The organism is Aminobacter sp. LjRoot7, assembly GCF_964252895.1.
Classification (GTDB): Bacteria; Pseudomonadota; Alphaproteobacteria; order Rhizobiales; family Rhizobiaceae; genus Aminobacter; species Aminobacter aminovorans_B.
Genome location: NZ_CAXUPX020000002.1, coordinates 755,923 through 778,346, shown reverse-complemented (window position 1 = coordinate 778,346; position 22,424 = coordinate 755,923). Strand labels below are relative to the sequence as shown.

The following is a 22,424-nucleotide window of genomic DNA, read 5'->3' as shown; positions in this document are numbered from 1 at the left end:
GATGGTTCGATGAAGGATGAATTTCTACTGCCTGGGATTACGTGGGCTTCTGCTGCGCCAGTCCGTGAGCGGTCCCGCCTCCACGCGGGAGGCTGCCATCCGACGGAAGCGGCAAGCTGCCATCACCGGAAGCAACCATCGACGGACCGCAACCGGCATCATCGTTGCTGCAGCAGGACGGCTCGAAGGTTTGCCCTTCCCGGCAGCCGACACCGCCACGCGACATCACCACGGCAGCCAGTGTCCAGCCAAACGGGCCGCGCCTCGAAGTCGTCATCACATCCATCCCCACGGAGTGGCCGGGCGTCTTGTTGTTGTTGTCTCGCCCGGACCCAAATCACCCCGCGAACAGAACGGATTCACCTGGAGGCCGCAATAACTCCTTGGGGTTACGCTGCCGTCACGCCGTCATGGACGGCATATCGGTTCGCGTCGTTTCCGCGGTCAGCCACTCCAGAAAGGCCTGGGCCGGCTTGGACATGACGCCGCCGGAGGGGGCCAGGATGTAGTAGGCGTTGTTTTGCGGGCGCAACGCCTCCTTGAGCGGCCTGACCAGCGTGCCGTTGGCAAGGTCCTCGGCGGTGGTCAGATTGTCACCGAGCGTGATCCCGAGGCCGGCGCGCGCGGCCGCCAGATTGTGGTTGAAGTCGGTGAAGCAGAGCCGGCGCGCCTCCTTGGCGCTGGCATTGCCGATCAGCGCGAACCACTCGATCCAATGTGTTTGTTCAGGGTCGTCGAGCAGGACGTGGCGAAGCAGGTCCGACGAGCGGCGGATCTTGTGTTCGCCGCTCACCAGGACAGGGCTGCACACCGGAAAAAGCTCCATCTGCTTCAACAGGCGGACATCGAGATGCGGCCACCTTGGCCGGCCGAACATGATGGCGACATCGACGCTCGGGTCGCGGAACGGGTCGTCGTCGGTCGGCGGCGTAATGGTCAGCGTGACGTCGGCATAGCGGTTGACGAAGCGCGACAGCTTCGGGATCAGCCAGTAGGTGGCGAAGGCCGGCATGCAGATCACCTTGACGCGGCCGACGATCTCGCCACGCCTGACATTGCGGACCGCCAGCGACAGGTTGTCGAATGCCTTCGACAGCTGGTCGAGCAGCGCCTGACCTTCCGACGTCAGCGAGAGGTTGCCGCGCTTGCGGTCGAACAGCTCCAGGCCGAGCTGCTGCTCGAGCGATTTCAGCTGCTTGCTGACGGCGCCATGGGTGACGAACAGCTCGTCCGCCGCGCGCGAGATGCTGAGGTTGCGCCCGGCTGCCTCGAAAGCGCGCAAGGCATTGAGCGGCGGCATGTCGCTCATAAGGGCATCCATGGCATGTGAGTTTTTCTCCGTTTCAGCTGCAATTCATTTCGTTTGCTGGAGAAAAAGTCAAACACTACGATCCACTCATGTTCCCGGAATGAAGGCAGCAGACGTTCCTGCGGCAGGTGGCGGCGTCTGATGACGCGCGCCCCACCGGGACTTTGGGAGAGGACCAGAGACGTTGGAACAGAAGAACAAGACCCACTATTCGGACACCATCAAGCTGTTTGGATCCGAGCCGGAACCGGCCTTCGAATCCACTGAACGGCTGACCGCGCTGTGGGGCCGCAACTGGGGTTGCGACAATGACGTCGGCCAGATCCGCGCCGTGCTGATGCACCGCCCCGGCGACGAGTTCGGCATCATCGACCGCTCCAAGCGTATCGACGCCATCGGCACCTATGGCGATGTCGACAAAGGCTGGTACTGGCAGAGCGACCGCATCCCCGAGCTCGCGGAACTGCAGGAACAGCATGACGGACTTGCCGACGCACTGCGCGCCGAAGGCGCCGAGGTGATCTATGTCGAAGGCGTCGACAATGGCCGCTTCAAGTCGGTCTACACTAGAGACTCGTCCTTTGCCGTCAAGGGCGGCGCCATCGTCACCCGCCTGGCGCCCCGGATGCGCCATGGCGAGGAGCTGCCGATCACCCGCACGCTGGCCAAGGCCGGCATGCCGATCCTGCGCACGCTGACCGGCACGTCGATGGCCGAGGGCGGCAGCTTCGCCTGGCTCAACAGCAGCACCGCCGTCATCGGCCGCAGCATCCGCATCAACGACCGGGGCATCGACCAGATCGCAGATGTGCTGCGCCACCAGGGCGTCGAGCTGATCGTCGTCGACCTGTGCGGCTACGACATCCACATCGACGGCCATTTCCTGATGGTCGACACCCATCTCGCGCTGGTGTCGGCGCGCGGCCTGCCCTTTACCTTCCTCGAACGCCTGAAGCAGCTCGACATCAAGACCGTCGAGATCACACCCGACGACAACAGCTGGGTGGTCAACGGCCTGGCGGTGAGCCCCGGGCGCGTGATCATGCCGCGCGGCCTGTCGGACAGGACGCGGGCAGCACTCGAAGGCCACGGTGTCGACATCATCGAGATCGACTACGACAAGGTGCAGCTCAATGGGGGCGGCATCCATTGTTCCACCTGCCCGCTGATCCGGGACCGCGTGGATTGAGAGATCCAATGACCAGTCATATCGAGATGGTCGGCGTCCAGAAGACCTTCGGCGCGTTCCACGCGCTGAAGGGCGTCGACCTGGACATCCGCCGCGGCGAATTCCTGACCTTCCTCGGCCCTTCGGGCTCGGGCAAAACGACGCTGCTGATGATCCTGGCCGGCTTCGAGACGCCCACCAGCGGCACCGTCACCAAGGACGGCGCCGACATCACAGGCATATCGGCCGATCGCCGGAATTTCGGCATGGTGTTTCAGGGTTATGCCTTGTTCCCGCATATGAGCGTGGCTGACAACATCGCCTTTCCCTTGAAGATCAGGGGCGTGCCGAAGCGTGAGCGCGACACCCGCGTGTCCGAGATGATCGATCTCGTCGGGCTGACCAACCATCAGGCCAAGCGGCCGCAGGCCCTGTCGGGCGGCCAGCAGCAACGCGTGGCGCTGGCCCGGGCGCTGGTTTTCAAACCCGAACTGCTGCTGCTCGACGAGCCGCTGTCGGCACTCGACAAGAACATGCGCGAGCAGCTGCAATCCGAACTCAAGGAGGTGCACCGCAAGACTGGAACAACATTCGTCTTCGTCACGCATGACCAGAACGAAGCGCTAGCCCTGTCCGACCGCATCGCCATCTTCAACCATGGCGGCATCGTCCAGGTGGATACGCCGGAACGGCTGTATCAGGCGCCGCGCGACAGGTTCACCGCCGAGTTCCTCGGCTCGATCAACATCTTCGAGCTTCAGAACCCGCGCCGCCTCGACGGCTTCATCGTCGGCGACTTCTGCGGCCAAAAGATCGGCGCGCCGGCGCCGGAGCACGGCACGAGCCCCCTGCTCTCGGTGCGCCCGGAATTCCTCGACATGCGCAAGATCGGCCCGGACCCGGACGAAAACGGCGTCGAGGCCGTCGTCCGCGACAAGGTCTACCAGGGCGGCAACACGCTGCTGAAGCTGGTTGCCGGCAATGGCACGGAACTGACCGCCATCCGGCATGCCGGACAGCCATCGAACATGGAGGTTGGCGAGACCCTCTGGGTCACCTGGCCGCGCGCATGCGGCCGCATCATTCCTGAGAACTGATCAACTGATAACAACAAATGGGTGGAGACATGGACAATCATTTCAAACGGGATTGCTTGCTGGTCCTCAAGGACAAGCTGAGCGAGGGCGCAATCGACCGCCGTACGTTCCTGACGGGCCTCGTGGCGCTTGGCGCCTATTCGGTCATCGGTGCCCATGCCGCAAAGGCGGCCGACGGCGAACTCGTGGTCACGAACTGGGGCGGCGACGCGGTGCCAGCCTTCAAGTCGGCATTTGCCGACGGCTTTGGCGAAAGCGCCGGCAAACCGGTCAAGATCGACGGCTCCGGCCCGACCAAGGGCGCGATGCGGGCGCAGTTCGAAAGCGGCGCGGTGCGCTGGGACGTCTGCGACGCAGACCCCGGTTCGACCAAGGCACTCGGCCAGAAGGGCATGATCGAACAGGTTGACTACGCTGTCGTCGACAAGGCCAAGATCGAGAACGGCTTCGCCTTCGAGTTCAGCCCGGCCAACTACTTCTTCAGCTACGTCATCGCCTATGACGCCAAGGCGTTCGCCGGCGACCCGCCGAAGAGCTGGGCCGATTTCTGGGACGTGAAGAAGTACCCGGGCAAGCGCACCATGTTCAAATGGATGTCCGGCTGCCTGGAGGCAGCGTTGATGGCCGACGGCGTGCCGGCCGACAAGCTCTACCCGCTCGACATGGACCGCGCCTTCAAGAAGCTCGAAGAGCTCAAGCCGCACATCGTCAGCTACTGGGACTCGGGCGCCGAAAGCCAGCAGCTGATGCGCGACGGCGAGGCCTCGATGGGGCTTCTGTGGCATACCCGCGCCAACCTGGTTGAAACAGACACCGGCGGCGATGTCTCCTGGACCTACGCTCAGGGCATCATGGCGGCATCGGGCTGGACGGTGATCAAGGGCAATCCGGCCGGCAAGGATGCTGCCATGCAGTTCATCGCCTATTGCCAGGACCCGGCGCGGCAGGTGGCACTGCTCGAAGCACTCGGCAGCGGCCCGGCCAATCCGGCGGCCCATGCGATGGTAAGCGACAAGTTCAAGCGGCTCGACTGCAGCTCACCTGAAAACCGCGCCCAGCAGGTGGCGATGGACTCCGAATGGTACGCCGCAAATTCCGACAAGGCGCTCGAGCGTTACCTGGCGATGGTGGCAGGATGACAACGACCCGGACAGCCGGCACGGCAGGTGCCAATCTGATCACGCAGATCCTGATGTGAGCACTGCCGGTCCTGCTGCTGGGATTCTATGTCATTCCCCTGCTCGGCGTTGTCAGCTGGAGCGTTACCCAGCCCGTAACAGGGCTGGGTAACTACGCGCGCATCGTCGAAGGCGGCGACATCTCAAGCGTGTTCCTGCGCACGCTGCGCATCTCGCTGATCTCGACCGTTGCCACCGTGCTGATCGGCTATTGCCTGAGCTATTATTGGGTCATGGGCTCGCGCTTCAGGCAGACGATCCTCGAAATCTGCATCTTCATCCCGTTCTGGATCTCGGTGCTGGTGCGCGCCTTCGGCTGGCTGGTCATCCTGCGCGACAACGGCCTGGCCAACGGCTTCCTGATGGCGACGCATCTGATCTCGGAGCCTCTAGGCACCGGGCGCAACGAGTTCGCCGTCATCGTCGGCATGGTGCATTTCATGGTGCCGTTCTCGGTGTTTCCGATGGCAACCGTGATGCGCAAGATCGACCGCCGCATCCTGCTCGCCGCCCACGGCCTCGGCGCCAGCCCGGCTGTCGTGTTCGCCAAGATCTTCCTGCCGCTGTCCTTGCCGGGCGTCTTTGCCGCCTTCGTCATGGTCCTGGTGTTTTCGGTCGGCTTCTTCGTCACGCCGGCGATCCTCGGCGGCGGGCGCGTGGTGATGGTGGCCGAAGCCGTCTTCGTGCAGATGTTCCAGACGACGAACTGGGGCCTGGGTGCGGCGATGAGCGTCGTTCTGCTCGCGCTGATCGGGGCGGTGGTGACTGTCGCCTATCGCCTGCTCGGCGTTCGCAGCTTCGTCGACTGAGGGGAGGAAATCATGTTCGGACGTTCGAAATTCGGCGGCGCACTTGCCTATCTCGCGGCAGCTTTCCTGCTGTTGCCGCTCATTGCCGTCATTCCGGTTTCCTTCACCCCCAAGCGTTTCCTGTCGATGCCCGACGGCGACTGGTCGCTGCGCCACTACCGCGCGCTGTTCGAGGACGGCGTCTGGCTTTCCAGCATCGGTACGAGCCTCTCCATCGCACTCGCGGCCAGCCTGCTGGCAACTGTTCTCGCCACGATGTTCGGGCTGGGGCTGTGGTTCCGCCGGCCGCGGGGTGGTGCCCTGCTTGTCGGCTTTGCGCTGTTGCCGATGGTGGTGCCGCCGGTGACGTCGGCAATCATCCTCTACTTTCTGCTCGCCAAGCTCAGGCTGCTCGACACGATGTTGGGCCTCGTCATCGGCCACGCCATCATGACCTTGCCGTTCGCCGTCGTCGCCATGCTCAGCGCCTTCGCCAGGCTCGACCGCAGCCTGGAGATGGCAGCGCGCAACCTTGGCGCCTCGACCTTGCAGACGATCTTCCTGGTCGTGCTGCCGAACCTCAAGGCGGGCATGCTGTCGGCATGGTTCCTGACCTTCATCCTGTCCTGGGAAGAAAGCACGGTAACCCTGTTCACCAGCGGTATCGAGGTCGTAACGCTGCCCAAGCGCATCTGGGACAATCTGCGTCTCGATGTCGACCCGGTGGTGGCCTCGATCTCGGTCGTGATGGTGGTCATCACGGCAGCGGTCATCATCGTCCGCGCCCTGGCGCGGCACCGCTACGCGACGCAGAGCTGACAACTCTCCTGCCCGCGCTATCTCGGCGCGGGCGCAAAATCCTCGAGATAAGACAGCGGATCGTCCTGCCCCTCCGGCGGCATGCAGGACAGCGCGCGCAGAAAGATGGAGAACAGCTCGCCCTGCGAGGTGATGCCCATCTTGGCGTAGATGCGCTTGCGGTGGACCTTGACGGTCTCGGGGCTGTTTCCCAAAACCCTCGCCATCGACTTGCTCGAATGGCCCTTCAGGATCAGGCGCACGATCTCGCTTTCGCGATTGCTCAGCACCGATGTGGCGAACATCTCGAATGCGTTTTCGAGGTGATTGTCGCGGCGGCTGGAGCCGGCCTGCGGGCTCGGCGCAAGCCGCGGCCAATGCTGCCGGCAGAGATTGGCAATGACGCCGAGCAGCGCCTCCAAAGTCGATTTCGACCGCGCGGACAGGTCGAGCCGGTCGTCGCGCACGCCGAGCGAGATCAGGATGCTGGTGCCAGCGCCAAGGCTGACGAACACTCCCATCTCGTCGTTGAGATAGGTGTCGGCGTAGAACATCCGGTAATAGTCAGACGAGCGGAAATCGTCGGGCGCGCATTCGTTGAGCCCAACGACGCGGTCACCGATGTCCTGCTTGAACAGGTCATAGAACGGATCGAGCAGATAGGCCGAGCCGACATAGGGAATGACGACCCGCCGGTCCTGCTCGGCGCCGAGGTCGCTGTAGAGCGGCAGCGGCTTGTCTCCGGCGAAGAAGGCGCAAATGAAGGCGCTTTCGAAATGCGAGACATGCAGACACAGGGTGGCGACCGCCTTGGGAAAGGCTTGGGTTCCCACCGCGGCGATCGCCAGGGCGACCTTGGCCAGTGCCTCCGCGTCGCAGAGCCCGCCGCCCGCAGCGCCTGCCTGCGGGGCAGCGCTGCGGGGCTCAATTTCAGGCGTCTGAAGAAGCTTGCTGGCCATTGTCATTTATGCCGGCTGCTGCTGGGTGATGCAATGAATTCCGCCACCTCCGGGGCAGATGTCCCTGATGTCGACCTGCACGATCTCGCGACCGGGAAAGCCCTTGGCAAACACCTGCCGGGCCGCCTCATCTGTCGGCGTGTCAAAGCCTGGTATGACTATGCCGCCATTGGCGATGTAGGCGTTGACGTAAGACAGCGCGGTGTGGTCGTTGGCAGCCTCGACCATATAGGCTTCGTTGATAAGCCCCACCTCAATCTCCCTGCCCATGGCGTCGGTCTGGCCGCGAAGCGCGCGAAGATTTTCCGCGCAAACTTTTTGGCGCGGATTTGCCGGATCGGGATTGTTCTCGAAGATCACCTTGCCCGGCGTGCAATAGGTCAGAATGCCGTCGATGTGGCCATCGGTGATCCATTCGTCCTCGTCGCCGGGCAGCCAGATCACCTTGCGCACGCCGAGCGCGTGGAACAGCTCCTTCTCGACATCCTGCCGCGTCATGCCGGCATTGCGATTGGCGTTGAGCAGGCAGGTCTCGGTGGTGATTGCCGTGCCCTCGCCATCGACATGGATGCCGCCGCCCTCGCCGCACAGCGGCGATGAATAGAGCGGCACCGACAGGCGCCGGGCCAAGGCGGCACCGACGGTCACGTCGAATTCGGTGTGCTCGAACTTGCCGCCCCAGCTGTTGAAGACGAGCTTGCTCGCCACGAGTTGGTTGTCGCCGTTCTTGACGAACAGCGGACCAGTATCGCGGAACCAGACGTCGTCCTGGGGGATATCAAGGACTTCGATCGGCGGCGGCAGCGCCCGGCGGGCATCGGCAGCCACTTCCGGATGCGCGACCACCCTGACCGGCTCGAACCGGCTGATGGCGGTGGCCACGCGGACGAAGGCTCGCTGCGCGGCCGGCAGCATCCGCCCCCATGCGTCCGCGTGGTCGTCATGCGGCCACGCCATCCAGCAGCAGGCGTGCTCCGCTGTCTCGATCGGCATGACGAAGCCGAGTTCGCCGGGGGTCTTGCCCATTGCGAACAGGGCGTCGAGTTCGACTGATGTCCCGAGAGCTCCGATCATGCCGCAGGCTCCTGCTGGGTGATGCAGTGAATGCCGCCGCCGCCGACGGCGATGTTGTCGATCGGAACCTGCAGCACCCGGCGATCCGGGAAGATCGCTTCGAAGGTCTCGCGCACCACGTCGTCGCTGCGGACGCCATATTTGGGCATGACCACGCCACCGTTGACGAAGTAGGAGTTGACGTAGGAGCGGCAGAACCGGTCGCCGACAGCCTCGGCTTCAATGGCCTCGGGAATGGTGATCAACTTGAGGCGCCGGCCTTTGGCGTCGGTCTGACCTTCAAGTGCCTGGATGTTGGCCAGATTGATATCTCGCCACGGCGATTCCGCGTCGTCAGCGCCTTCGATCAGCACGACGCCGGGAGCCACGAAGGTGGCAATACCGTCGACGTGGCCGTCCGTCTCGGTTTCTTCCTTGTTGCCCGGAAGCCAGATCACCTTGTCGCCGCCAAGCATCAACATCAGCTCTTGCTCGATCTCGTCGCGCGACCAGTCGGGGTTGCGGTTGGAGTTTGGAAAGCAGGTTTCCGTGGTCAGGATGGTGCCCTCGCCGTCGACCGAGACGCCGCCGCCTTCGGCGATCAGCTTTGAGCTGAAGGCGCGGGCGTTGGCCTGCTCGATCGCAAAGGCTGCGAAGGCGTCGTCACTGTCATGCGGGTGGTACTTGCCGCCCCAGGCGTTGAACCTGAAATCGACGCCGGCCCGGCCGCCGCGACCGTCGACGAGGAAGCACGGACCAGCGTCGCGGGCCCAGGAATCATCAATGGGGGTGATTGCCAGAGTGATGTCGCGGCCCAGCATCGAACGGGCTTCGGCTGCGTCTTCCGGCCGGACGGCCATCGTCACCGGCTCGAACTCACGGATCGCGTGCGCAACGGCGACATAGTCACGTTTGGTGGCCGCCATGTCGTTCCAGAAGTCGGCCCGGGTTGGCCACATCATCCAGCTGCGTTCATGCCGCTCCCATTCTGCCGGCATCCGGAAACCTGACGCCTTCGGGCTCGTTGTCTTGTCGGAAACACGCATCATCTGCCTCTTCTTCATGAATTAATTTTGCTCATCGATTGACCTCGCAAGACCAGTGAGATGAGATACAATGATAGGTACGATGCCGATTTGGCCGGCACAAACGCGAATCCTTCAGGTTTTAGATGAGCAATCCTCATGTGAACCCATACAGAAACCTGCCGCCCATGGCGGCATTGGCGGGCTTCGAGGCGGCTGCCCGGCTGGAGAGTTTTTCGCTGGCGGCGGACGAGCTGAACATGACCCAATCGGCGATCAGCCATCAGGTGCGGGCGCTGGAGGAGCATCTAGGACAGCCGCTGTTCAAGCGCCTGAACCGGCGCGTCGAGCTGACCGATGCGGGGCACGATTTCCAGACGACGGTGGCCAATGCGCTCGAGACGTTGCGCCTCGGCGTGCGCAGGCTCGGCTTCTACACCAAGCCAGGATCGATCGTGCTGGCCATGCCGCCGTCCTTTGCCGCCGGCTGGTACATGCCGCGTCTTGCCAGGCTGAAAGCCGACCACCCCGAAATGGAGCCGTGGCTTTTCACGACCGAGCGCGACATGAACCTTGCCGAGGCCGAGATCGACATCATGGTGACGCGCGGGCGAGGCAATTGGGAAGGCATGGTGTCAGTGGCGCTGTTCACCGATATGGTGTGGCCGATGTGTTCGCCGTCGCTGCGCCAGCAGATGCCTTCAGTCGTCGACGCCGGCACATTGCTCGAATGGCCGATGCTGCATGACGAAAGCGAAGACGACTGGCAGAAATGGTTCCTTGCCGGTGGGCTGGTCCGCAGCGACCTGGTCAAGGGGCTGAACTTTTCGGATTCCGGCCTGATGCTGGACGCCGCCGCGCGTGGTTTCGGCGTCTGCCTCGGCAGCCTCAGCTTGGCCAAAGAGCGCCTTGCCAGGGGCGAGTTGGTGCTCGTCGGCGACCGCGGCATGCCTGCTGCCAAACCCTTCATGCTGGTCGCGCATCCACGCCACCTGCGCCGGCCCGAGATCATGGCGCTGTGGGACTGGCTGGTGCGCGAGGCAGATCAGGATTCTTCGGCAGGTCAGCCTGTAGAAACGCCGTCCGAGACACGGTCGGAATAGGCGCAACGAACCTGATGCCCGTCGACGTCCGAACTCAGGGCTGGTGCGTTTTCGCGGCAAGACGCGGGCTTGCCAAGCTGGTTGTAGAGCCAGCAGCGCGTATGGAAGGCGCATCCTGTGGGCATGCGCGCATGGCTCGGAATGTCGCCTTCAAGCTGGATGCAAGCTTTCGCCTCCTCCCCTTCGTCGCGGTGGACGCGCGGTGCCGCCGAAAGCAACGCAGCGGTGTAGGGATGCTTCGGCCGGGCGATGATCTCTTCGGTCGGCCCGACTTCGACGACCCGGCCGAGATACATCACCGCGATGCGATCGCAGAGATGACGCACCACCGACAGATCGTGCGAGATGAACAACATGGTCATGCCGCTTTCGCGCTGCAGGTCGCGCAACAGGTTCAGAATCTGCGCCTGGATCGAGACATCGAGCGCGCTGACCGGCTCGTCGGCGATAATCAGCTCGGGTTCATTGGCGATGGCGCGCGCAATGGCGACGCGCTGGCGCTGGCCGCCACTGAGGTTGAGCGGGTAGAGCTCGGCATGCGTGCGCTGCAGGCCGACCTTGTGAAGCAGTTCGAGCACACGATCCCGGCGCTTCGCCTTTGCGACGGTGCCCTGGATCCGCAGCGGCTCCTCCAGCGAACGCCCGACGGTCTGGCGCGGATGCAGTGACGAATAAGGATCCTGGAAGACCATCTGCAGATTACGCAAATAGGGTTTGCGCGCCGTCGGCGAAAGCTGCGCGATGTCGTCACCCTGGAAGCGGATTGCGCCCGACGAGCTGCGCGTCAGCCCCATGATGGCGCGACCGAGCGTCGACTTGCCGCTGCCCGATTCACCGATCAGGCCCAGCGTCTCGCCCCGATGCAAGGTGAGGTCGATGCCGTCGAGGGCGCGGAACGTCGCCGGCTTGCCGAACAGCTTTTGCGGTGCGGAACTCCTGAACTCGACGCACAGCTGCTCGACCTCCAGAAGGGCTGCATTGGCGGGGGATGACGTTAGCACAGTAGCGATGTTGTTCACGACAGGCCCCTTCCCGCATCAAGCTTGTGACAGGCGGCGCTATGGCTGCCGCCATCGAGGGCAGTCAGCGCCGGCTGGGCGCTGGCGCAAATGTCGCTCGCCAGCGCACAGCGCAACCTGAATGCGCAGCCGCTCGGCCGCTGCCGGATGCTGGGCGGCGCACCGGGGATCGGCTCGAGCTCGGCGACCTTGTCGTCGAGCGACGGGTGCGCCTTGAGCAACGCCCGCGTGTAGGGATGTGCCGGCTGCCGCAGCACCTGCCTGGTCTCGCCAGCCTCGACGACGCGGCCGGCATAAAGCACGATCAGCTTTTCGGTCATCTCGGAAACGACGCCGAAATCATGGGTGATCAGAAGCAGCGAGGTGCCCATCTCAGCCGTCAGCTGCTTCAACAGCCGCAGGATCTGCGCTTGGATCGTCAGGTCGAGCGCGGTTGTCGGCTCGTCGGCGATGATCAGTTGCGGCCGCAAGGCGATCGCCATGGCAATCAGGATGCGCTGGCGCTGGCCACCGCTGAGCTGGTGCGGATAACGCCGCATCGTCGCCGCCGGATCGGGCATGCCGACGCGGCGCAAGGCGTCGATGACCTGCTCCTGCACCTCCTTGCCTGACAACCGGCTGTGGGTGCGGATGCATTCGGCGATCTGGTCGCCGACACGGATCACCGGATTGAGGCTGCTTGCCGGGTCCTGGAAGATCATCGCGACCTTTGACCCCTGAACCGAGCGCAGCTCGCTGCTGCTCAGTTCCAGCAGGTTGCGGCCCTGGAAGAGGACGTCGCCCGATGTCCTGATCTGCCGGTTGTCGCGCAGCAGTCCCATGATCGACAAGGCAGCCGTGCTCTTGCCGGAGCCGCTTTCGCCAACGATGCCAAGGGAGTGGCCCTTGTCGAGCGACAGGTTGAGATTCTCGACGATCGCGGCGGCGGTCTTCGAACCGCCCACGCTGACCGACAGATCTTGCACATCGAGCAGAGTCAAAGGACGGGCACCTCACGATCTACTGGAGCTGTTCCAGACCCAGTCCGGAACCGCCTCTTGGGCTTCGATATCAGGAGGTTCGTACAGTTGCGCAGGCGGGCGTAGTGCCCCTTTCGGGGTATCGACAAGGAGGCGTCCTGCAAAAAGGATGCGACGGGAACGAATAGCGTCCGCAGCCGGCGCAATCATCAAAAACAGCATCAATGGGAGCCACAGACATGACCGACGACGGCATCAAGCAGGGCGGCGCGTCCAACGAATTGCAGTACAGGTTGCACAGGCGGCATTTCCTCGCTGGCGCTGCCGCCTTCGGCCTCGCTACGGTCGGGCGCGTGCCGATGTCGCTGGCCGCCGCAACCGATCTTCCCATCGGCAACCGCGACCCCAGGAGCCTGGTCGTCGTCGTCGATGCGACGGTGGAGAATCTCGACCCGGCAACCAATGTCGAATGGGCCTATGGCCTGAGGCCGGTCTACGAGACGCTGACCGTCCTCGACGGCGCCGATACCCGCAAGGTGAAAGGCTCGCTGGCAAACTCGGTCACCTCCTCAGACGACAAGATGACGTGGACCTTCGCACTTGCCGAGGGCGTCAAGTTCCATGACGGCACCGCCTGCGACGCAGCAGCGGTCAAGGCAGCGATCACACGCACGATCAAGCATCCGAGCGGCCTTGGCGTCGCCTGGCAGATCGCAGACCCGGACAAGCAGATCAGCGCCAAGGATGCCCGCACGCTCGAGTTCAACTTCACCGAAGCACGGCCCTTCTTCGATGTCGAAGTGTCGTCGCAATATGGCTTCTGGATCGCCAGTCCGACGGCGGCCGAGAAGAACTCCAAGGGGCCTGACGACATGGGCACGGAGTTCCTGCAGTCGCATCCGGTCGGCTCCGGCCCCTACAGGATCGAAACGTTCAACCCGGGCCAGGACGTCACCTATGTCAGGTCCGAAGACTTCCATGGCGGCTGGGACCATCCGCATTTCGAACGGATCATCACAAAGACCGTTCCCGTCTCGGCGACGCGCCGACAACTGCTCGAGGCGGGCGAAGCCGACATCGCCCTGCGCATGGAGCCGCAGGACATCGTCGACCTCAAGAATGATCCGCGCTTCGTCGTCAGCGATACGCTAACCGCGACCCTGCAATATGTGGTCTTCACGACCGACGGCAAATTGGCCGACAAGCGGATCCGCCAGGCGATCTGCCATGCCTTCGACCATGACGCCTATCTGCGCGATGTGGTGCTCGGCACCGCCGACAAGCCGCGCTCGGTCTTTCCCATGCAGATGCAAGGTCTTGACGACACCTCCTATCTCCTCCCCTTCGACCTCGAAAAGGCGAAGGCGCTGCTGGAGGAGGCAAATTTTCCCGCCGGCAGCGAGCTGACCATCACCTACTATGCCGGTTTTGGCGACACCGAATGCCAGTTGCTCCAGGGCTGGCTGAGCGAGCTCGGCATTACGCTGCATCTCCAGGAGAAATCGTTCAGCGCCTTCCTCGACGACTTCTTCGGCGACGCCCCGGCCGACCAGCGCGCCGACCTGTTCTATTTCTCCTGGTGGCCAAACGTGAACCATCCCTACAGCTACGCCTGGAGCCTGTTCAGCGGCGAAACCAAGGCTGCCAACGGCAATGCCGGCCGCTACGCCAATGATGACGCAACCAAGCTGATCGGCGAACTGCGACAGAAGATCATCGATGACGAACAGGCGACCAAGATCCGGAAACTGGCGCAGATACTGACATCAGACGATCCGGCATGGCTGCCAATCCAGCAGGAACGGACGCAGTTCATCTCGCGCCGGGACATCCAGGGCATAGTCAACAACCCGATCTATGTCGCCACGCTCGACATGTACAATCTCTCGCGCTCCGCCTGACGCGGAGGCGAACCGATGCTGCGTTTCGCTATCAGACGTTTTGTCTCGACAGCCTTTCTTCTCACTGGTGTGCTGGTGATGACCTTCGCGCTGGCCCGCATCCTGCCCGGCGATCCGGCTCGCCTCGTCGCCGGCGCCCGCGCCGGCCCGGAGGCCGTGGTGGCGGTCCGGGCCCAGCTCGGGCTGGACCTGCCGCTGACCCAGCAGTTCATCCAGTACGTCTCCGGCATTTTGGAAGGCGACTTCGGCAAGTCGATCATCACCAGGCGCGCGATCTCGACCGACATCCTGACCTTCTTTCCGGCGACCGTCGAACTGGTGATCCTGGCGTCGCTGCTCAGCCTCGTCGGCGGCGTCGCTCTTGGCGTGCTGGCTGCCGCGAAATCGGGCGGCAAGGCCGACGCCTCGGTGCGCGCCGTCTCGGTTTTCGGGCTATCGGTACCCGATTTCTGGACCGGACTGATCTGCCAGCTGCTGTTCTTTTCCGTGCTCGGCATCCTGCCCTTCGGTGGACGCCTGTCGACCGGCGTGGCGATGCCGCCCCAGGTCACCGGCTTCGTCACGGTCGACAGCCTGCTGGCCGGCCGGCCCGATCTGTTTGCAGATGCGCTGCACCATATGATCCTGCCGGTCTTCGTGCTCGCCATTCCCTCGACGGCCATCATCATCCGGGTCGTGCGAACGACGATGCTGGAAGTACTCTCGGCCGACTACATCCGCACCGCCAGGGCCAAGGGCATCGCCCCTCTCAAGGTCTATCTGCGCCACGCGCTCGCCAACAGCCTGCTGCCGATCGTCACGGTGTTCGGACTCAACATGGGGCTGATGATCTCCGGTGCTGTGCTGGTCGAACTGATCTTCAACCTGCCCGGCCTCGGCCGCTACACCGCCGACGCCATCGCCGGCTCCGACTACAACGCGATCATGGCGATCACGCTTGTCGTGTCGGCCGCCTACATCCTCATCAACCTGATCGTCGACCTCAGCTACGTGTTCCTCGATCCCCGGGTGGAATTGAAATGACAGTAATGACCAGTACCGACCCTGTCGTCGCCTTCGGGAGCTTCCGTTTGCTGGGATCCGCCATCAGGGGCACTACCGCTTTCGCCAAATCCTCGCCGCAGAGCATGATCGCCGTCATGATCGTCGGTTTGGTCGTGGTGATGTCGCTCGCCTCGTTTGCAGCCCATGTGTTCGGCTTCAGCCTCACCAACTACAACCCGATCAAGATGAACATCGCGGCATCGCTAAAGGCGCCGTCGTTCGACCACTGGATGGGCACCGACAAGATCGGCCGCGACACGCTGGCGCGCATCCTCGGTGGCGCCTGGATCACCATGTCGATCTCGGTGGTGGTACTTGCGGTCGCCGCCGTCATCGGAACCACTGTCGGGCTCGTTGCCGGCTTCTTCGGCGGCCTGATCGACGAAATCCTGATGCGGGTGACCGACCTGTTCCTGGCCTTCCCCGCTCTCATCCTGGCTGCTGCCATCGCCGCCACCTTCGGCGGCGGCATGGGGCCGACGATGACAGCGCTCGCCGCCGTCTTCTGGCCCTGGTATGCGCGCGTCATCCGTAGCCGAGTGCTGTCGCTGAAGGAGCAGGAGTTCGTCTCCGCCGCCCGCGCGCTCGGTGCAAGCAGGACCTATCTCATCTTCGTGACGCTATTGCCGATGGTCTGGCCGCTGGTTCTGGTGCAGCTGACAAGCGACGTCGGTTTCGTCATGCTGGCCTCATCAGGCCTGTCCTTCCTCGGCCTCGGCGCGCAGCCGCCGGCACCGGAATGGGGCGCGATGATCTTCGATTCCCTGGCGCAGCAGCCGCGCGCATGGTGGCTCGGCGTCTTTCCCGGCGCCGCGATCGCGCTGGTGGCGGTCGGCTTCAACCTGCTCGGCGACAGCCTGCGCGACTATCTCGACCCGTCGCTGGGAGCGAACGAAACCGGCGTCTGATCCATCTGCAGATACGCTCGACACATCCATAAAACCGGGCCCAGGCGGCCCGGTTTTTCTTTGCCTTCGGGCTGGTCGGCTGAGCAGCCTGAGGGCGTCGCTAGTCGCTGCTGCCAAAGAGGCAGTTACCGACAGCGGCAAAAGAAAACGGCGTGACCGCAAGCAGTCACGCCGTGCCCTGGGAGGTCGCGGGCAAAGAGATGGTTCAGTCGGGCATCACGGTGCGACCGTCCAGTGTCCGCAGCGCCCCGTATGTTTCCGGGCGACGGTCGCGGTAGATACCCCATGCCTGGCGGAAATGCTCAATCTCGTCGAGGTCGAAGGAGGCAACAACAACGGTCTCATCCGTGCGGTTGGCATCCGCGACGATGGCGCCGGTGTGGTCGGCGATAAACGACGTACCGTAGAAGGTCGAGGTGGTGGTGCCGTCGGCCTCGGCGCCGACGCGGTTGGAGGCCACGACAGGGATGATGTTGGCCGCAGCGTGCCCCTGCATGGTACGGCGCCAGTGGCCGCTGGAATCGTGCGCCGGATTGACCTTCTCACCGCCGATTGCCGTCGGGAACATCAGAACCTCAGCGCCAAGCAGCGACAGCGAACGCGCCGTTTCCGGGAACCACTGGTCCCAGCAGATGCCGCAGCCAAGTCGGCCATATCGGGTCTGGACGACCTTGAAGCCGGTATCTCCAGGGGAGAAGTAGAACTTCTCCTCGTAGCCGGGCGCCTGCGGAATGTGGGTCTTGCGATAGTTGGTCAGGATCGTGCCGTCGGCATCGATGATGGCAAGCGAATTGTATTTCGCAGCACCTGCTGCTTCGAAATAGGAGATCGGCAGCACGACCTTGAGCTTGGCCGCCACGCTTCGAAAATGCGCAACAGCGCGGTCTTCTTCCATCCTCCGGGCCAGGCCGTAATGCGCGATCTTCTGCTCCAGGCAGAAATACGGGGTATGGAACAGCTCCTGCAGCAGAACGATCTGGGCACCGTCCCCAGCGGCGCGGCGCACCAACGCCTCCGCCTTGTCGATGTTTTCGTCGATATCCCAGCTGCACGCCATTTGCGTCGCAGCAACGGTCAGTTTCCGCATCGTACCCTCCCTTTGCTCAGCGGCTGGCCGCGAATTCGAGAATGCTGTCGTTGATCGCCGCGATGATCGTGTCGCACTGATCCTTGTCGATGACGATTGGCGGCGAGACGACGATCTTGTTGCCGATCGGACGAACCATGACACCACGCTCCAGGCACGACCGGGCGATCTCGGCTGCGTTCGGCAACGGCGCCCTGGTTGCCTTGTCCGCGACCAGCTCGATGCCCAGCATGAGGTGGCTGCCCCTGACGTCGCCGACGACCGGCAGGTTGATCAGCGAAGCCGCCGCTGCCTGCAGGTGGGCACCGACCGTGCGGGCGTTGGCGAGCAGGTTCTCGCGCTCCATGATCTCGATGCTCTTCAGCGCCGCCGCACAGGCGACCGGATGGCCGAAATAGGTCAGCCCCATCGAGAACAAGCCGCCCTCGCATTGCGGGCGGCTGATCACCTCGTGGATTTCAGACGAGATCAGTGTCGCGCCGAGCGGGATGTAACCAGAGGTGATGCCCTTGGCGCAGACCAGGATATCGGGCGTGTAGCCAAACAGCTTCTCGGACGCGAACCACTCGCCGAGGCGACCGAAGGCGGTCACCACCTCGTCGGCGATGTAGAGCATGCCGTAGCGTTTGCAGACCTCGTACATGCGGCGATGGTAGCCTTCAGGCGCGACCAGCACGCCACCGGCGCCCATGATCGGCTCGGCAATGAAGGCCGCGACATTGTCGGGGCCGAGCTGCTGGATGCGGTTTTCGAACTCGTTGACGAGGAAATCGCAGTAATCTTCCTCGCTCATGTCGCGCGGCCTGGAATAGAGATCGGCAGCCGAGACGTGGTGGATGAAATCCTCGCCGATCCGGTCGAAGCCGATCTTGGTGCCATGGATGCCGGTCAGGCTGGCCGCGACATAGGTCGCACCGTGATAACCGTTGACCCGGGAGATGATCTTCTTCTTCCGATGTTGGCCCTTCATGCTGAAATAGTAGTGCACGAGGCGGACAGCAGCATCGTTGGCGGTCGAGCCGCCGCAGCTGTAATAGACGTGGCTGAGATTGCCGGGAGAGTTCGTGGCCAGCCAGTGCGCGAGCTTGGCCGCCGGCACGTTCGAGCTATGGCCGAACGGATTGTAGTAGTCCATGTCCATGACCTGGCGCGCGATCGCCTCGGCCATTTCCTCACGCCCGTGGCCGATGTTGACACACCAGAGACCTGCGATGCCGTCGAGGATGCGACGGCCATCGGAATCGGCGACGTACATGCCACTGGCCTTTTCGATGATCTGGCTCCCCTCCTCGGCGAAGGTGGAAAAATCCGTATAGGGATGGAGCACATGGGCGCGGTCCATCGTCCAGGCGCTGGCACTTTCGAGAACGGTCATTTGCGATACCTTGGTTGAACATAAGTCAGAGTGGCTGTGCTGCGGCGACGGCACAGGGGACTTTGCCAACCCGTTCGACAGGTCGGCCCAGGCCCGGTCCAGCTCGACCTTGTCGGACTCCGACCCGCTCGCAAATCACCTTTAAGGGTTAGCGGCCGGGCCGGTGCGGCCGCAGATGACATGATGCCGACGACGCGCCTCCGGCGATGAACCGTGGAGCTAGCGGCTCAACGTGACCCAGACGGACTTCATCTGCGTGTTCTCGAGCAGCGCCTCGATCGCCTTGTCGCGGCCTTGTCCCGACGCCTTCCAACCACCCCAGGGCTGGCTCATGTCGCCGTTCATGTAGCCATTGACCCAGACCATGCCGCATTCCAGGTCGCGCGCGATGCTGTGCGCGCTGGTCAGGTCATTGGTCCAGATGCCAGCCGCCAGGCCATAGGGCGTGTCGTTGGCAATCGCCACGGCATTCGCCGGCCCGTCATGGCAGATCACCGCCGCCACCGGCCCGAACACCTCCTGGCTGGCGATGGTCATCTCGTGGCGGACCGAAGTGAACAGCGTCGGCGAAACGAAGCAGCCTTCAGGCCGCTCCAGATGCGCCTCGCCGCCGAGAGCTCTTGTTGCGCCTTCAGCACCCGCGCCGTCGATGAAACCCAGCACCTTCTGCTGATGCGCCCGGTTGACCAGCGGCCCCATCGTCGTTGCCGGATCGAGCGGATTGCCGGGCAGGAATTTCCGCATTGCCGTCTCCCTGAACAGGTCGACGAAATCGTCGTGGCGGGCCTTGCCGACGAGGATGCGCGAGCCGGCGCTGCAGACCTCGCCCTGGTTGCCGTAGATGCCGTCGACAACCCAATCAGCCACTTTCTGCAGGTCGCCCGCATCGTCGAGGATGATCTGGGGCGACTTGCCGCCGAGTTCGACCGAGACCTTTTTGAGGTTGGAATCGGCCGAGTATCTGTACATCAGCCGGCCGACGCCGGTTGAACCGGTGAACGCGATCTTGTGAACCTTGGAGGACAGCGCCAACGCCTTGCCGGCGACGGCGCCCCTGCCCGGCACGACGTTGAAGACGCCGTCGGGGCCGCCCGCCTCGAGGAACAGCTTGCCGAGTAGGATGGCGCTCAGCGAGGCATCTTCCGCCGGCTTGAGCACGACGCTGTTGCCGGCGGCCAATGCCGGCGCGACCTTCCATGCCGCCATCATCAGCGGATAGTTCCATGGCGTGATGCAGCCGACGACGCCGAGCGGCTGGCGCTGCATGTAATGCAGCGCATCCGAATTGGTGGTCGGGCATGAGCCGCCAATCTTGTCGATACACTCGGCGAGATAACGGATCGCCAGCACGCTGCCTGGCACGTCGACCGTCAGCATCTCGCTGATCGGCTTGCCCATCTCAAGCGTGTCGAGCACGGCAAAGGTTGCGGCATGGGCCTCGACCAGATCGGCGAGGCGAAACATCACCGCCATGCGGTCGCGCAGGGCCATGCGCGACCAGACGCCTTGCCGGAAGCGGCGCTCGGCGATGTCGGCGGCGCGCTCGACATCATCAGCGGTGCCGCAGGCGAGCTCGGCGACGGGCTTGCCGTTTGCCGGGTTGGTGGAAGCCATCCGCCCCATATCGGCGGCATCACAGAAGCTGCCGTCGATCAGCAGCCGGGCCTCGGGGACGATGGATGCGGCAATGGTGCGCCAATAGGCGGCGTCAGTGGTGGACATTGGGGGAAGCCTCGCAGGATTGTTCGGCCGCCACAGAGACTGCCGGAACGCTCGCTGCAAAGTCCCCCAAAGATGGTATCGCCCGGCATGTCTGACCGGAGCAGAAGCGTTGCCGCCTCCGCTCCGGCTCTCAGCTCATTCCTCGAACATCTTGTCCGGATCGTAGACCGCCTCGCCCTGCAGCAGCGTTGCCACCACTTTGGCTTTGCCGATCTGCTTGACCGGAATTTCCGTGATGTCGCGGTCGACGACGACGAGATCGGCGAACTTGCCGACCTCAATCGAACCGGTGGTCTTGTCCTGGTGCAGCAGCCGTGCCGGATTGATTGTCATCCACTCGATGGCGGTGGCAACGTCAGGCGCGCCGTCGGCCTTGCGTGCGACGGCGGCCTGGATCTTGACCAGCGGCGACAGTTCGTCGGCGTCGAAATCGCTGCTCATCACCACGTCAGCGCCCTGCGCGGCCAGCGTGCCTGCCGGCATCATGTGGTCGGCACGGTCGCCGATGAACTGGCGGATGAACTTGTTGTATTCAGGATCGAGTGAACTGGGCGCGAGCTGGAAATCCGCCACCACGCCCAACTGCTTGAAGCGGGGGAAGTCGGCCTTGTCGAGCAGATAGAGATGGGTCAGGCGGTGCGGGCCGGGCTTGGGATCGGACTGTTCGATAGCATCGAGCGCAAGGCGTGCGCCGCGATCCCCAGTCACGTGATAGTGCAACTGGAACCCGGCCTTCGACAGTTCGCTCGAGTAGCGGTCCAGCGTGTCGACATCGAAATACAAAAAGCCGCTGTCATAGCCGTGGTCGATGCCGGCACCCTTCAGATAGGGTTGCAGCACGGCACCGGTGCGCTGTTCGAGAATGCCGTCGACATAGATCTTGGCCTGGTTGAAGCGCAGCAGGCTGGTGGGATCGTTGGAATAGAGCTTCTTCAGCGACGCCATCTGCTCGTCGAAGGGCAAATCCGGATAGACATAGAGCGCGTTCGAGGCACGCACGGTCAGCGTGTCGTTGGCGACCGCCTTCTGCCAGACCTTGACGTGACCTTGCGGCCAGAACCCGCCGGCGTCGCTGACCGAGGTGATGCCGTTTTCGGCCACCGTTTCCAGCGTCGGCAACAGGCTTTCATAAGCGAATTCGACATTCTCCGGCGTATCGGGGAATGCAAGGTTGCGCAGCTTCTGCTGGGCGTTTTCGAGCACGACGCCGTTCGGCTTGCCGGTCTTGGCATTGCGCAGGATGATGCCGCCGGGCGGATCGCTGGCCAAAGTGTCATAGCCGGCGGCATGCATAGCGGCCGAATTGGCCCAGGCGCCGTGGCCGATGTCGTCAAGGATCAGCACCGGCCTTTCAGGCGAAATCTTGTCCAGCAGGGCAATCGGATTGTCGCTCTGGTCGAGCAGGTTGGTCATGCTGACGCCCGAGCCCAGCACCCATTCGGTCTTGCTCGATTTCATGCAGTCCTTGACCGTGGCGAGCGTGTCGTCGAGCGTGTCGAATGGCTCGAACTCGCAGAGGATCTCGTTCACGCCAGCTTCGATCAGATGCATGTGGGCATCCTGAAAGCCTGGAAGCAGCATCATGCCCTCGAGGTCGACGACATCGGCATCCTTGCCAGCTGCGGCCAGCGCCTCTTCTTCCGATCCCACCGCGATGATCACGCCGTCGTCGTCGATGGCGACCGCTTCGGCCGACGGCGCTTTCGCGCTTACGGTATGAACCTTGGCATTGGTCAGAACCATCGGCTTCGCCAAAGCGGGCGCCGCGACCATGCCGCCTGCGAGGATCGCTGCGACCGCAGTCTTGATGCTGTATGTCATTTGCTGTTCTCCACGATGGGCGCCACAGGCTAGGCGCCAACGAAAGCGGCGTCCATCGCGCGGCATCACCGGTCTGCGGAGTCCCTCTTTCGGGGTATGGTATCAAACGT

Annotated in this window: 19 protein-coding genes; 9 read left to right on the top strand and 10 right to left on the bottom strand. The window is 63.4% G+C overall.

Translation table 11 applies throughout. The features are described from left to right. Positions 1-400 precede the first annotated feature (400 nt). Positions 401-1,309: a LysR substrate-binding domain-containing protein gene (locus ACSQ3E_RS09360; protein WP_436122465.1), complete on the bottom strand. Its 909-nt coding sequence runs from the start codon at positions 1,307-1,309 to the stop codon at positions 401-403. Between the two features lie 184 nt (positions 1,310-1,493). Between ACSQ3E_RS09360 and ACSQ3E_RS09355 the strand changes: the two genes are divergently transcribed. The 5 genes from ACSQ3E_RS09355 (at position 1,494) to ACSQ3E_RS09335 (ending at position 6,359) form a co-directional block, all read left to right on the top strand. Beyond that, on the top strand, positions 1,494-2,498 hold the full coding sequence (locus ACSQ3E_RS09355; protein ID WP_436122464.1) for a dimethylarginine dimethylaminohydrolase family protein: 1,005 nt from the start codon (positions 1,494-1,496) through the stop codon (positions 2,496-2,498). 8 nt (positions 2,499-2,506) lie between these two features. Continuing rightward, a complete protein-coding gene (locus ACSQ3E_RS09350; RefSeq protein ID WP_436122463.1) occupies positions 2,507-3,574 on the top strand; it encodes an ABC transporter ATP-binding protein in 1,068 nt (355 codons plus the stop codon). A 29-nt stretch (positions 3,575-3,603) separates the two neighbouring features. Beyond that, positions 3,604-4,713, top strand: a complete 1,110-nt coding sequence (locus tag ACSQ3E_RS09345) for an ABC transporter substrate-binding protein (protein WP_436122462.1) — start codon at positions 3,604-3,606, stop codon at positions 4,711-4,713. Between the two features lie 188 nt (positions 4,714-4,901). After that, complete coding sequence (locus ACSQ3E_RS09340; RefSeq protein ID WP_436122461.1) at positions 4,902-5,561, top strand: ABC transporter permease; 660 nt, start codon at positions 4,902-4,904, stop codon at positions 5,559-5,561. A 12-nt stretch (positions 5,562-5,573) separates the two neighbouring features. Next, positions 5,574-6,359 (top strand): ABC transporter permease, encoded by a 786-nt coding sequence (locus tag ACSQ3E_RS09335; protein ID WP_436122460.1) that lies wholly within the window; start codon positions 5,574-5,576, stop codon positions 6,357-6,359. Between the two features lie 17 nt (positions 6,360-6,376). On the opposite strand, the gene ACSQ3E_RS09330 is transcribed toward ACSQ3E_RS09335, so the two are convergent. From ACSQ3E_RS09330 to ACSQ3E_RS09320, 3 genes are read right to left on the bottom strand one after another with little or no spacing between them, the layout of a single operon-like run. After that, positions 6,377-7,297 (bottom strand): response regulator transcription factor, encoded by a 921-nt coding sequence (locus ACSQ3E_RS09330; RefSeq protein WP_436122459.1) that lies wholly within the window; start codon positions 7,295-7,297, stop codon positions 6,377-6,379. 6 nt (positions 7,298-7,303) lie between these two features. Then, a complete protein-coding gene (locus ACSQ3E_RS09325; protein WP_436122458.1) occupies positions 7,304-8,371 on the bottom strand; it encodes an agmatine deiminase family protein in 1,068 nt (355 codons plus the stop codon). Then, complete coding sequence (locus ACSQ3E_RS09320) at positions 8,368-9,414, bottom strand: agmatine deiminase family protein (RefSeq protein ID WP_436122457.1); 1,047 nt, start codon at positions 9,412-9,414, stop codon at positions 8,368-8,370. The genes ACSQ3E_RS09325 and ACSQ3E_RS09320 overlap by 4 nt, the downstream gene beginning before the upstream one ends. A 149-nt stretch (positions 9,415-9,563) precedes the next feature. Here ACSQ3E_RS09320 and ACSQ3E_RS09315 point away from each other — a divergent pair, with 149 nt between their 5' ends. After that, on the top strand, positions 9,564-10,478 hold the full coding sequence (locus ACSQ3E_RS09315; protein ID WP_436122456.1) for a LysR substrate-binding domain-containing protein: 915 nt from the start codon (positions 9,564-9,566) through the stop codon (positions 10,476-10,478). Here ACSQ3E_RS09315 and ACSQ3E_RS09310 read toward each other — a convergent pair. Both ACSQ3E_RS09310 and ACSQ3E_RS09305 read right to left on the bottom strand, forming a co-directional pair. Continuing rightward, positions 10,439-11,497 (bottom strand): ABC transporter ATP-binding protein, encoded by a 1,059-nt coding sequence (locus ACSQ3E_RS09310; RefSeq protein ID WP_310325130.1) that lies wholly within the window; start codon positions 11,495-11,497, stop codon positions 10,439-10,441. The genes ACSQ3E_RS09315 and ACSQ3E_RS09310 overlap by 40 nt on opposite strands. Beyond that, positions 11,494-12,477 (bottom strand): ABC transporter ATP-binding protein, encoded by a 984-nt coding sequence (locus ACSQ3E_RS09305; protein ID WP_436122455.1) that lies wholly within the window; start codon positions 12,475-12,477, stop codon positions 11,494-11,496. Before ACSQ3E_RS09305 ends, ACSQ3E_RS09310 begins: the two co-directional genes overlap by 4 nt. Before the next feature lie 218 nt (positions 12,478-12,695). Here ACSQ3E_RS09305 and ACSQ3E_RS09300 point away from each other — a divergent pair, with 218 nt between their 5' ends. From ACSQ3E_RS09300 to ACSQ3E_RS09290, 3 genes are read left to right on the top strand one after another with little or no spacing between them, the layout of a single operon-like run. Next, a complete protein-coding gene (locus tag ACSQ3E_RS09300; protein WP_436122454.1) occupies positions 12,696-14,357 on the top strand; it encodes an ABC transporter substrate-binding protein in 1,662 nt (553 codons plus the stop codon). Positions 14,358-14,372: 15 nt separating this feature from the next. Then, the gene (locus ACSQ3E_RS09295; protein ID WP_436122453.1) at positions 14,373-15,380 is read left to right on the top strand and encodes an ABC transporter permease; all 1,008 of its coding nucleotides are present in this window, start codon (positions 14,373-14,375) and stop codon (positions 15,378-15,380) included. Positions 15,381-15,385: 5 nt separating this feature from the next. Then, positions 15,386-16,309, top strand: a complete 924-nt coding sequence (locus tag ACSQ3E_RS09290; protein ID WP_436122452.1) for an ABC transporter permease — start codon at positions 15,386-15,388, stop codon at positions 16,307-16,309. 205 nt (positions 16,310-16,514) lie between these two features. Here ACSQ3E_RS09290 and aguB read toward each other — a convergent pair whose 3' ends face one another. From aguB to ACSQ3E_RS09270, 4 genes are all read right to left on the bottom strand, one after another. Then, entirely contained in the window at positions 16,515-17,396 is an 882-nt protein-coding gene (aguB, locus tag ACSQ3E_RS09285; RefSeq protein WP_436122451.1) for an N-carbamoylputrescine amidase, read from the bottom strand. A gap of 16 nt (positions 17,397-17,412) precedes the next feature. Beyond that, positions 17,413-18,771 (bottom strand): aminotransferase, encoded by a 1,359-nt coding sequence (locus ACSQ3E_RS09280; RefSeq protein ID WP_436122450.1) that lies wholly within the window; start codon positions 18,769-18,771, stop codon positions 17,413-17,415. A 219-nt stretch (positions 18,772-18,990) separates the two neighbouring features. After that, entirely contained in the window at positions 18,991-20,493 is a 1,503-nt protein-coding gene (locus ACSQ3E_RS09275; RefSeq protein ID WP_436122449.1) for an aldehyde dehydrogenase family protein, read from the bottom strand. Between the two features lie 135 nt (positions 20,494-20,628). Beyond that, entirely contained in the window at positions 20,629-22,314 is a 1,686-nt protein-coding gene (locus tag ACSQ3E_RS09270; protein WP_436122448.1) for an amidohydrolase, read from the bottom strand. Positions 22,315-22,424: the final 110 nt, after the last annotated feature.

What these genes read in the sequence shown, in the direction of transcription:
- ACSQ3E_RS09320 (WP_436122457.1), bottom strand. Translation starts at nt 9,414, where the DNA reads ATGAAGAAGAGGCAGATGATGCGTGTTTCCGACAAGACAACGAGCCCG.
- ACSQ3E_RS09350 (WP_436122463.1), top strand. Translation starts at nt 2,507, where the DNA reads ATGACCAGTCATATCGAGATGGTCGGCGTCCAGAAGACCTTCGGCGCG.
- ACSQ3E_RS09280 (WP_436122450.1), bottom strand. Translation starts at nt 18,771, where the DNA reads ATGACCGTTCTCGAAAGTGCCAGCGCCTGGACGATGGACCGCGCCCAT.
- ACSQ3E_RS09345 (WP_436122462.1), top strand. Translation starts at nt 3,604, where the DNA reads ATGGACAATCATTTCAAACGGGATTGCTTGCTGGTCCTCAAGGACAAG.
- ACSQ3E_RS09315 (WP_436122456.1), top strand. Translation starts at nt 9,564, where the DNA reads ATGGCGGCATTGGCGGGCTTCGAGGCGGCTGCCCGGCTGGAGAGTTTT.
- ACSQ3E_RS09330 (WP_436122459.1), bottom strand. Translation starts at nt 7,297, where the DNA reads ATGGCCAGCAAGCTTCTTCAGACGCCTGAAATTGAGCCCCGCAGCGCT.
- ACSQ3E_RS09325 (WP_436122458.1), bottom strand. Translation starts at nt 8,371, where the DNA reads ATGATCGGAGCTCTCGGGACATCAGTCGAACTCGACGCCCTGTTCGCA.
- ACSQ3E_RS09300 (WP_436122454.1), top strand. Translation starts at nt 12,696, where the DNA reads ATGACCGACGACGGCATCAAGCAGGGCGGCGCGTCCAACGAATTGCAG.
- ACSQ3E_RS09290 (WP_436122452.1), top strand. Translation starts at nt 15,386, where the DNA reads ATGACCAGTACCGACCCTGTCGTCGCCTTCGGGAGCTTCCGTTTGCTG.
- ACSQ3E_RS09335 (WP_436122460.1), top strand. Translation starts at nt 5,574, where the DNA reads ATGTTCGGACGTTCGAAATTCGGCGGCGCACTTGCCTATCTCGCGGCA.
- ACSQ3E_RS09270 (WP_436122448.1), bottom strand. Translation starts at nt 22,314, where the DNA reads ATGACATACAGCATCAAGACTGCGGTCGCAGCGATCCTCGCAGGCGGC.
- ACSQ3E_RS09360 (WP_436122465.1), bottom strand. Translation starts at nt 1,309, where the DNA reads ATGAGCGACATGCCGCCGCTCAATGCCTTGCGCGCTTTCGAGGCAGCC.
- aguB (WP_436122451.1), bottom strand. Translation starts at nt 17,396, where the DNA reads ATGCGGAAACTGACCGTTGCTGCGACGCAAATGGCGTGCAGCTGGGAT.
- ACSQ3E_RS09295 (WP_436122453.1), top strand. Translation starts at nt 14,373, where the DNA reads ATGCTGCGTTTCGCTATCAGACGTTTTGTCTCGACAGCCTTTCTTCTC.
- ACSQ3E_RS09275 (WP_436122449.1), bottom strand. Translation starts at nt 20,493, where the DNA reads ATGTCCACCACTGACGCCGCCTATTGGCGCACCATTGCCGCATCCATC.